Here is a 10,942-nt window from a genome sequence, read left to right as displayed (position 1 = left end):
TCCTTAAAATTTTTCTCTGTATATCGTCGGGAGCGTTAGATGTGTTTAAAAGACAGGTAATAAACAGACATCTTCTTTACGTTTACATTAAAAGTATAATTGTGAATTTTATAACTCAATAATTCAAGATAAAACTCAATAAATGTATAATTTTTATATTATGTTACGGTACAATTAAAAGATATTATTTTCACTTATTCAATTTACAATAATTTTAGCAAAAAAAAAAAAAAAAAGAAGTCAACTATACCATGTAAAATTCAAGTAAAATTATAATAGTTTTTTATTTTCTAAAATTAAAAATTTTTACATAATTATTATATCATTCGATATATTTTTGATGTTATTTTTTTATTTAATTTTGATGACTATAATCATAAATTTCTTTTATGATTTTTAATAATAAATGCCTTGGTTATTACTATGAAAATAAATTTTCTTACTCCAGGTTCATTTCAAAATGCATTTTTTCAGTTTTATATTTTACCATTTCTAACATGACTTGCAAGTGTTTTTTCTAAAATAGAAAACCGCTTTTCATCAATGTTTTAGAATTTGATTTTTGTTACATTTTAATTAATTTTCCTTTTTTAATTTTTGTTATTTTTTTGTAATAATTCTATACTGCGCTTATTTCCACTTTAATTAATCTAAAGTTTCTTATTTTTAAATTTTATATGAAACAAAATGATTGATTCTCTGTAAAAGGATGGCTAATTCTGAACTATTCTCAGGCAAGAGGTTATATTAAGAATGAAGATTATAATAAAGCATATGAGTTATTTATAGAAGGATATAATTTTGCAAAAAAATTTCTACATTCAACAGTGATGTGTAATGGTTTAAACGGCGTTGCATGATGGATAAGAAAGGTGGAGAAAATCATCATTGTGCTTTTAAAGAACGTGAAGAATTTTAAGGAAAAATTCATTTATTTTTCTTTTGAGGATGATGAAAGAATTTTGATTGATGAGATTATTGATAAATTCTTATAACAAAATCCCCGAAAACGGGGATTTTGTTAATTCGAGATTATGTGCAGTTATATCTTTTCAATTATATAATCCTCAATATTCCTTTTTTCAGAATTGATATTTATCCCTATTATATATATTTCTTTTCCTTTGTATTTTTCATAATATTTTTTTTCTTTTATTTGGTTTATTGCTTCCTCTGCATTTTTATCTACTTTTATTTCAAAAAGATATATCCTTTCATCAAAATCTATTACAAGGTCGCTTCGTCCTAAGTTTGTTAATTCTTCTGCTTTTACATCTATTCCTGCTGATGCTATTATTGTAAATATTAATGAATGATAATACTTTTCTTCTTTTTTATGTAAGTTATATAGTATTGCACTTATTATTCTTTTTATTTCTTCTATTAATCCTTTTATATCATTGTTTTTTAATGTTTTCCATACTGTTTTGTTTATCTCTTTTATTTCCACTTTATAGTTCGATTCTAATATTAATCTTGAAAAGCTATCTTTCACTTCTAGATTTGGATAGTCTAATATATATTCTTCTTCAAATCCATACATTTCTTTTCCTTTAAATGTTAGATATCCAGCCTGTGTGAAGAATATATTTGCATTTGCATCTTCTATTTCTCTTGTTGTAAAATCATCGCTACTTACTGTGTTTTTTATCAGATCCTCATAGGTTACTTTTTTGTCTTCTATATATTTTGATAGAAATGATGGTGAGCCACTTTCAAACCAGTAATTTCTGAATTTTTTTTCTTCAAAAAACTTTAATATGGAGAATGGATTATATACAAATTGTTCTCCATCAAAGGAAAAACCATTGTAATATTTTTTCATTTCTTTTAATAATTGATGTTCTGTTATTCCTATTTCTTTTGCTGTTTCTTTTATATGTTCTTTAAAATTATTTTCCAATTCTTTTTTGGTGAAACCAAAAAAAGTTGAATATTTTTTATCAAAGGTTATTTTGTCTAAATTATTTAAAGAAGCTTTTACGCCTTCAGGCGTGTGTTCTGTTATACCTGTTATAAATACAAATTTTATGTGTCATCTTTTGTTTTTACTTTTTTATAGAATTCCCTTAAAAATGCTCTAAATTCTTCTGCTTTTTCTTTATTGTTTATATGTTCTAATATTGGTGATTCATATTCGTCTATGAGTATTACTGTTTTTATATATTCTCACAAGAATAGAAAAAATATTTGAAACAATCAAATGAGTCTTTTGCCTCAGGAGACAGGATATATTATTAAATTGATTTTAAATATTTTAATATAATATTTTTGGCAATGTTGTTATCAGAGAAAAATTCTGAAATAGGTATATAATTATAACTTTTGCTCGGGTTTTTTAGATAATTTTCAATAGCTTCAAGATATTTTTTTGCTGTTATCTTCCATGTATAATTTGTAAGAACTCTTTTTTTACCTAATTCAGAATATTTATCAAAATTTTTTAATCCTTCAATTAATCCGTTTATAATATTTTTAATATCCATTGGATCAATTAAAACACCGTAATTGCCATTATCAAATGCTTCTGATGGACCACCATTTTTTGTCGCTACAATTGATAATCCTACAGCTGCTGCTTCAATTGGCGCCAGGCCAAAAGGTTCATAGAAAGCTGGTAATACAAATACAGATTTTCTTTTTACAAAATATCTATAGGCACTTGCCAGTTCTTCCTGGCCTGGAACATCAAATAATGATATTTTTCCATATAAATTATATTTCTCTACAAAATTTTTTATTTCTCTGATAATTTTCTGTTCTTTTTTTGAAAGTTTATCAATATCCTCGAAGCCATTTTTTAAGCCTCTAACAAAAATAACCAGATTGGCTATTTTCTGTAAATGTGTGGATTGAGAATAAGCCTTAACCGCACCAATATGATTTTTCTTTTCGTCAATTCTACTTGAAAGTACTATATATTGTTTATTGAGATTATCCAGATCTCTTAATAAATATTGTTCTATTTTTCCCCAGAATATATTATCAATATATTTTTTATTTTGAGAAAATATTTTTGTATTTACTCCAGGAGGGATAATTTTAAATTTGGAATTATCATTTATATCTATAGCCCCTTCATATAATTGATGTCCATATTGTTCAAATCTTTCCAGATTTGTACTTACAATATTAAACGCAGATCTATTCATGGAAATTCTTTCAGCATTTATTCTTGTTGAAAAATTATATTCTTTATCATAGGCATCAAAATTATTTATATTAACCCCTAATTTATCAAGTTTTTGAGCTCCTAATGAATGAGCAGTAAACGAAAAAGGTATATGTGTAATATTTTCGAAAATTGCACCGCTTATACCACCATCACCATAATGTGTGGTAACAAAATCTGGTAATTCACCAAGTTTTTTGTAATATTCAAAAATATTTTCCGAAAAAGTTTGCAAATATGGCCATAAAAGTTCTTTCCTTAAAAATTTTTTTTCTCCAAAAGGTATTCTAATAATTTTTAAATTTTCAAAACCATCATAATAATCAAAATCATCTTTGAATTCTGACCAATTATCATCTTCAATTTTTCGTGTAAATATGTCAATATTAACTCCTAATTTCGAGAGTTCCATGGCCACTTCACGTACATAAATTAATTGTCCTCCAAAATCAGGGTGTTGAGTTAGTCTCGAATTTTTTTTATCAAAATTTCCTTGTGGATTAAAAAAAGCTATTCTCATTTTTTCACCTCATCCTTATTTTAAGTTTATATGGTGTCCAATTAGTAAAGTAAGCGAAAACTCGAAAATTGTCTGTACACGCTACCGCGGGTATTGGTTTAAATAATTTTGATTTTATAAAAAATTTTTGAGCTATCGCTCTCCTGCGGTGGGCTATTTGTTTAAATTTTTGTTTTCTATAAAATTTTTAAAAAAACTATTTATCTTAGATTTTTTATAAAAAATCTAAGCGTAAAATGAAGCCGGTCAATTTTGCATGGATGCAAAATTGAGTGAAGCCGAACATGGATGTGAGTCTGATACGACCGGCGAAAATATGCTATTTTTGAAGATTAGCAATTAAGGTTTGAGCAACTTTACTTTTTGGACACCCTTTAAGTTTAGTTATTCTATTTATTTTTAAAAAATTTTAAAGCATCAGAAATATCATTTAATCTTTGATTTTTATTTGCTGGATATCCATAAAATCCATATTGATTACATAAATTTATAAAATCCATAATCTTTTCTTTATTAATATTGTTTGAATTATATATGTAATCTGTTACTAAAACAGGTTTTCCTGAATTTTTGATTTTTAATATATATTTTAAACGATGATCTATATATTTTTCTTTGTTTTTTTTCAGCTTTGTATAAAATAAACTCTCAATTCCAATACCCGATATAACGTTTAAATATCGTCCATTATCATACTCTATAATTTCTTCGCCATTTTGAGGTATTATAAGAAAGTCAGGATTTTTTTTTCTGGCATAGTCAGCAATTTCAACTATAAAATCTATCATTCTGTTAGCAGTTATTTTTATGTTATAGCCATTATTAGCCCAGTATACATAACTGTCGACAAGATCGATATATACACCTTTAAATCCCTGAGAAATAATTTTATCAAGATAATCAAATATTATATTTTTCCATTCTTTATCCCAGTATTTTACTTTATAATTTCCAGGCCAATTTTTATTTTCACCATCAAGCCATTCTGGTGGATTATTATACCAATCATCTTTCCAATAATATCTATAATCCTCCGCTTCTCCTATACTTAAATAAGCTATTGTTATAATTCCTTTTAGTTTATCTATTTGATATTTTTTAAACTCATTTTTTTCACTTCCATCTTTTGAATAATCAATTATTAAAAATTTTGGATTATAAAAAAGGATAATTTTATTTAAATCTATATTAGTCAATTGATATATCAATGGAACGTCAAGTTTTTCTATAAATAACGGTATTAAAAAAGGAGTTCCAATTAATAATATTAATATGAATATTATAGTTTTTTCCATAATATCACCTTACATATTTATTTTTTATGTTTTTCCAGTTATCTAAAGGTGCAATTGCACCGGTATATTTCAATTTTTCTGCAGCAAAAGCCAATCCTAATTTTACAGATTCAACTATATTTAAGTTATTTATCAATCCTATGTATATTCCAGACCATACAGCATCTCCAGCTCCAGTAACATCAATGACATTAGTTTTATATGATGAAAGAGAAATATTATAATTTTTATTATAAATAATAGCGCCTTTTTCACCCAATGTAAAAATTATATTTTTTATTCCCAGTTTTTTAAAATTGTCAATATTTGCATTTCCAAATATATTTTCAGCATCATCAAGTGATGGTTTTATTATATCAATGTATGGTCCAAAGATTTTTAAAACTTCTATTATAGAATATTTATTATGCCATAAGACTGTACGATAATTTGGATCAAATCCTATTATTATGTTTTTTGATTTAGCTTTCTTTACCAGCTGGAGTATTTTTTCAAATTGAGTTGTTTCTGATATTGCCCAAGAAGATATATGTATAATTTTAAAATTACTTAAGTCAATATCAGGTATTTCCAGATTTATTGAAGAACTCCGATAAGCTTTAAATTCCGGAGTTTTTTTTGATTTATTTACAAATACTATATCGGTATTTACATCTTCCTTTTCGAATAAAAAGGATGTATTTACACCTTTTTTTTTCAAATAATTTTTAATGAATAAACCAAATTGGTCCCTACCTATAGTGGATAATATATAACTTTCTATATTTTGCCTGGCTAAATTTACAGCTATATTTCCAGGAGAACCACCAAAAAATTTTTGGAAAACGTTTGCATTCTCTAATGAATCAAATTCACTTATCATATCAATTAATACTTCACCTATTGATAAAAACATATACACCTCTCCTCATAGATTTTTTATTTATAGAATTCAGGTATTCTATCATAGAAAATATTATTATGTTTATTCAGATTTTTATTATTAGCTTCTTCTGGATTTATATTCACAATTTTAACTTTGTCACCTTTTTGAGGGAATCTTACAATTACTTTTCCATCTGGATTTGTTATTTGACTCATTCCGGTAAATTTATTTGAATTAAGAGCATTTATTTCTTCCCCCCATCTATTTGAGGTTACAATAAAAACTCTGTTTTCTAAAGATCGTATTTTATTAGCTTCCTGACAATAAGGCATAACTAAATTAGCGCTATGTGCAATTATTTGAGCTCCTTTTAAAGCCAGAGTTCTGAAAGATTCTGGAAAAAACCAATCAAAGCATATTGCAAGTCCTATTTTAACGCCATTGATATTTTCTACCCAAAAACCCGTATTGCCTTTTTCAAAAAACAATTTTTCTTCATAAAATAGATGTGTTTTTCTATATATTCTATGACTTCCATCTGATTTTATCAGTATAGATGAATTATAAAATTTTTCATTGTCATTTTCAACAAATCCAAAAACAACATTTGTTTTTTTTGATATTGCAAAGTCTTTAAAAGCTTTTATAGAAAAGCCATCCATATTTTCAGAGACCCATTCGACTTCATTTTTTGTATTAAAAGTATAACCTGTAAATGCAAGTTCAGGAAATACAAATAAATCTGCGCTTTCATTTTTAATTAGATCGATACCTCTCTCTACGTTTTCCTTTACCTGAAAAAGATGAGGTTTAAATTGAACTAATCCAATTTTCATAAATCATCACCCTTTATAACTCTATTTTCTGTAAATATTATATCCATTTTTATATCATGATTATATACAGGCAGGCTTTCTAAAATTTGAAAATCAAAGGCTACTCCTATCAAATGTGTTTTTGTATTTCTTGAAAAATATCTGTCATAGTATCCTCCGCCATAGCCCAATCTATACATTTTTTTATCAAAAGCAACGCCTGGAATTATATATACATCTATTTTTTTATTGTAAGATGTTCCAACGGGTTCCATTATTCCAAATTTTCCTTTTTCAAAATCATTCACTGAAGTTACCTTTACAAAATATATATCTTTTCCTTTAATTTTTGGAAAAACTATATCTTTATCTTTTAAAAGATCAACTAACTTTAATAAATTTACCTCATTCCTGAAAGGATAATAAATAGCTATGCTATTAAATTTTATAGATTTCAGGTATTTTATTATTTTTTTTAATATTATTTCATTATAGGTATTATACAATTTTATTTTTAATTTTGTTCGTTTTTCCAACATTGATTTTCTAATTTTATTTTTCATTTTTTCACATCCAGAAATGCTACATTCATAATATTCTTATTCATTTCAATTATATATAAATTGTTTTCTCTATAATAATGAATAATTTTTCCACCATCTATTTTTCTAATAGGCTTTTTTGATTTTATCATGAAATATTTTGGAAATAAAGAAGAATCTGGAATTATTACATCTAAACTTTTACCTTTCCAGTAATATTTAACATTTTGACTTAGATAATCAAAAAAATATGGATATGCTTCTGACGATGTTTGATTTCTAAGCCAGGGGAATTTTGTTTTTATTGTAGTATAAAAAGTTTCCAGATTATGATACATTTCATTCCAAGTTTTATTTTCAGGATTTCTATCTTTTGCGAATACATCATCTGAATGTATAAAATGCTGAAAAGTACCAAAATTGGCAAGAGTGTTTATAGTTGTTAAATATAGTCTATTTAATGGATAATAACCATAAGTGGATCTTGGAATTATTACTACAAAATTATTTGTAATTTTGTATTCAGAAAATTCGCCATTACTTTCATAAGAGGTTCCAATAGTTTTTATAGTTGGTAATGCTTTTAATAAATAATTTGCACCATAAGAATCTATTAAATTGTTTGGAGCAACATAACTACTTATTACAATAGGGTGGTTTAAAACTTTACTTAAAAAGTTTTTAGCTGCATCTAAGCTCAATACTATATTTTCGGGATTATCCCATTTTTCTTTTGTTAAAGAGTTATGATTATATCCATGCAGTCCAAGTTCAAATTCAGATTTGTCTATTTCTTTTAAGGTTTTATATGGATTATTGTTTTTGCTTATAAAAAATTCAGTAAATTCAAAGGGTGGTGTACTTGCACCATTGTAACTTAAAGGAGTTACAAAAGTATATTTTATATTAAACTTTTCGGAAAATTTCTTTATTGTTGGCCACCATACATTATAATAATATTCATCATCAGTAATTTTTTTGCCATCTATATTTTTTGTAATATTATATGAAGGTAATGGAAAATCATCTATATAAAAAATATAAGAATTTAATAATCCGGCAATAGATACATCTTGCATCTCTAAGATTGTTTGTAATATTAAACCTCTTATGGATTTTAAAATAATGCTTGGATAAATGTATCCTATATAACCATTATTATGCTTTTCATACCATATTATAGGAATTTTTTTATTATTATCATTGCTTAAATAAGCCAAAATGTTTTTGTTTTTATCAAATTTTATGTTGAATGTTATACTAAAATATCTTTTTAATATAGAATCGCCATTTTTTTCATTTCCAATTGGAAAAAGTTTTTTTGAAAAAATTATTTTTGATATATTTGTGTTATCTTCAATAATTTCATTTTTCCACGGTGTGTTATTTAAACTAGTCGAAAAAATAAAAGAACCGCCATTGTTGATAAATCGTTTTATTGTGTTAGTTTCTATATATTCTGCATTGGTATTCCAGATTATATATTTATATGGTAATAAATCAATAAAAGATAAGTTATAAAAATCCTCAACATTTATGAATTCATAATTGAGTTTAGCATAAGCAAAAATTTTTTTAAACTCTTTTTGGGAAGATAAATATTCAGCACTATCAAATTTTGTTTTTATAATTAAAATTTTGTTTTCTTTTCCAACTTTTTGATTTATTAATTCTAATATTATTTTTTTTATATTCAGAATAATATCACCATGTTCATTGATAAAACTATTAAAAATAGCGCCACCACCATTTTTAGACAGTATAATCATTGGATAGAAGTTATTTTCATATTTATATGATAATATCACATTATTTCCAAAAACAACATATTTTTCAACAGGCTGTTTGTTTGAAGTTGCTGGAGGACTTAAAAAGTATTCTTTTTTATATGTTATTTTATAATCTTTTAATTCTTTATATCCGTACATATAGTGTATACCGATTTTATTCAATAAATTATTTATTTCTCTAATATCAGAAGTTACGCCAAGATTGTTAAAAAAGAAAAAAAATCCACCATTTTCTACAAAAGTAGATAATTGTCTTAAATATAAATGAGAGTCTTTTAATTCAGGGGAATAATACCAGCTTATTATTCCAAAATATTTTTTATTATCAATTCTATAATAATTCATTTTTTCTATATCTTTTATTTCATAATTTACATTATATTTTTCCAGAATTGGAATAATATGGTATTTAAACATAAATTCTCCATATTGTTCTGACCCTTTATAAAGTAACAAAAGGTCTTTTTGTGCAAATAAGGAAAGTGTTATTAAAAAAAGTGCTATTAAGATAATTGATTTTTTCATGATTTTTCCTCCATTAAATTTTTAATGTCTTTATAATAAAGATAATATCCATCCTCAACAGCTAATTTTTGTCTATAATATTCTGTTTTTATTAAATCTTTAATTTTTGAAATTAATATTTTATATCCGATAAATGTTCCTATTGTAAAAGCAAAGGTATAACTTGCTCCAAGTGAATAATAACCAAATTTATTTAAGAAAATAATACTTAATAATAAATTTATCAAAAGTACTGAAATATTTAAGTATAATGCTTCTTTTCTAAAATCGAAATATAGTAGTAAAAGCATAATCATGAGATAAAAAGAATTCATCATAGCTCCGATTAAACCTAATCTTAATATTGGTTTAAAGACTTCCGAAATAAAAGGTAGCATATTTAATTCATTCAGCAATAATAATATGAATGTAATAATTGCCTGAACCCTGATGGTTAAATTAATATCAAATTTTAATTCTTTTTCCATGTTTTCTTTTCTAATATTGATTTCATAATAATTGTATCCTTCAATTAATGAGTCATAAAAAAATTTATATGTTTTGTAGAACCTGGTTTCCAAAACAAGTATAAACATAGTTGCTGTTGGTATTATGGTTAAATAGGCTATAAACATTGGACTGTCATAAATAAAAGAAAAATAAAAACCATTAATTGGCATCTCTCCAAATTCTTTTGAATGCCATATAATAAAATCGTCTATCCATAATGCCAGGTAATAGGTAAATCCTATTAAAATATTATGCCAGTATTTTTTAATTTCTTTTATCCATTCAAATGAGGTTAAGTTTAAATCTGTCCCGAAATACAGTAAGGCCAGAATATAATGTACAAATGTTCCAATATTAACCCCGAAAGCATAACCTAAAATATAGCCCAAAGGATTTTTTTCTGATCCAAAATATTTTGAAAATATTATTGAGAAAAAGCCCATTATAATATATCCCATAATATACCAGTTTATGGCATTTGTAGACATTGAAGCTATTGAAATTATCCATAAGGCTAATAGGGAAACAACAAGATAAGAAAAAGAAAGGACAAACCAACCTTCATGTTTATAAAAGGAAAAAAATATATATAAAATAAAAATAGCGAAAAGTGTAGCAAAAATCAGTATCCCCATTACTTCAGGTAATATTTTTTTGTATTTTTTTGAATATATAAGGTCTGAAATTCTTCTTGACTCAAACATTATAAATAATCCTGAAATTATTATAGAAAATACAAAAGAATAAACAATTGAAATATTAAAATAAATGTTTGATATTTTTAAAAAGCTCAAGATAATCCACAATGTTAAAGTTGTTATTATCCATGGCCCAGAAGAAACAACTACAGAATACGCTATAGCCAATAAATCAGTTGATACTCCACCTTGATGAAACATTTTATTTAATCTAAAGCCTATTCCAGCCAA

The 10,942-nt window shown here is 25.1% G+C and carries 9 protein-coding genes; all 9 read right to left on the bottom strand.

Annotation, left to right across the window (positions count from 1 at the left end):
• Nucleotides 1-1,042: 1,042 nt before the first annotated feature.
• The 9 genes from X274_RS12380 to pelG all read right to left on the bottom strand — a co-directional run bounded on the left by X274_RS12380 (nucleotide 1,043) and on the right by pelG (nucleotide 10,942).
• Complete coding sequence (locus tag X274_RS12380; RefSeq protein WP_442914801.1) at nucleotides 1,043-1,903, bottom strand: PD-(D/E)XK nuclease domain-containing protein; 861 nt, start codon at nucleotides 1,901-1,903, stop codon at nucleotides 1,043-1,045.
• A 125-nt stretch (nucleotides 1,904-2,028) separates the two neighbouring features.
• A complete protein-coding gene (locus X274_RS12375; RefSeq protein ID WP_255350146.1) occupies nucleotides 2,029-2,112 on the bottom strand; it encodes a hypothetical protein in 84 nt (27 codons plus the stop codon).
• 125 nt (nucleotides 2,113-2,237) lie between these two features.
• Nucleotides 2,238-3,692 carry a glycosyltransferase gene (locus X274_RS04220; protein WP_047265566.1) on the bottom strand — a complete coding sequence of 485 codons (1,455 nt, stop codon included), beginning with the start codon at nucleotides 3,690-3,692 and terminating at the stop codon, nucleotides 2,238-2,240.
• A 389-nt stretch (nucleotides 3,693-4,081) separates the two neighbouring features.
• Nucleotides 4,082-4,987, bottom strand: coding sequence for an MJ1477/TM1410 family putative glycoside hydrolase (locus X274_RS04215; RefSeq protein WP_047265565.1), 906 nt, complete (start codon nucleotides 4,985-4,987; stop codon nucleotides 4,082-4,084).
• Between the two features lie 4 nt (nucleotides 4,988-4,991).
• Entirely contained in the window at nucleotides 4,992-5,882 is an 891-nt protein-coding gene (locus X274_RS04210; protein ID WP_047265564.1) for a carbohydrate kinase family protein, read from the bottom strand.
• 23 nt (nucleotides 5,883-5,905) lie between these two features.
• Entirely contained in the window at nucleotides 5,906-6,688 is a 783-nt protein-coding gene (locus tag X274_RS04205) for a nitrilase-related carbon-nitrogen hydrolase (RefSeq protein ID WP_047265563.1), read from the bottom strand.
• On the bottom strand, nucleotides 6,685-7,230 hold the full coding sequence (locus tag X274_RS04200; protein WP_047265562.1) for a 5-formyltetrahydrofolate cyclo-ligase: 546 nt from the start codon (nucleotides 7,228-7,230) through the stop codon (nucleotides 6,685-6,687). Before X274_RS04200 ends, X274_RS04205 begins: the two co-directional genes overlap by 4 nt.
• Nucleotides 7,227-9,524, bottom strand: a complete 2,298-nt coding sequence (locus tag X274_RS04195) for a DUF2194 domain-containing protein (RefSeq protein WP_047265561.1) — start codon at nucleotides 9,522-9,524, stop codon at nucleotides 7,227-7,229. Before X274_RS04195 ends, X274_RS04200 begins: the two co-directional genes overlap by 4 nt.
• Nucleotides 9,521-10,942: an exopolysaccharide Pel transporter PelG gene (gene pelG / locus X274_RS04190; protein ID WP_047265560.1), complete on the bottom strand. Its 1,422-nt coding sequence runs from the start codon at nucleotides 10,940-10,942 to the stop codon at nucleotides 9,521-9,523. Before pelG ends, X274_RS04195 begins: the two co-directional genes overlap by 4 nt.

Source organism: Marinitoga sp. 1155 (genome assembly GCF_001021175.1).
Taxonomy (GTDB): domain Bacteria; phylum Thermotogota; class Thermotogae; order Petrotogales; family Petrotogaceae; genus Marinitoga.
The sequence above is the reverse complement of the archived record's forward strand: the minus strand, read 5'-3'. Positions and strand labels throughout refer to the sequence as shown.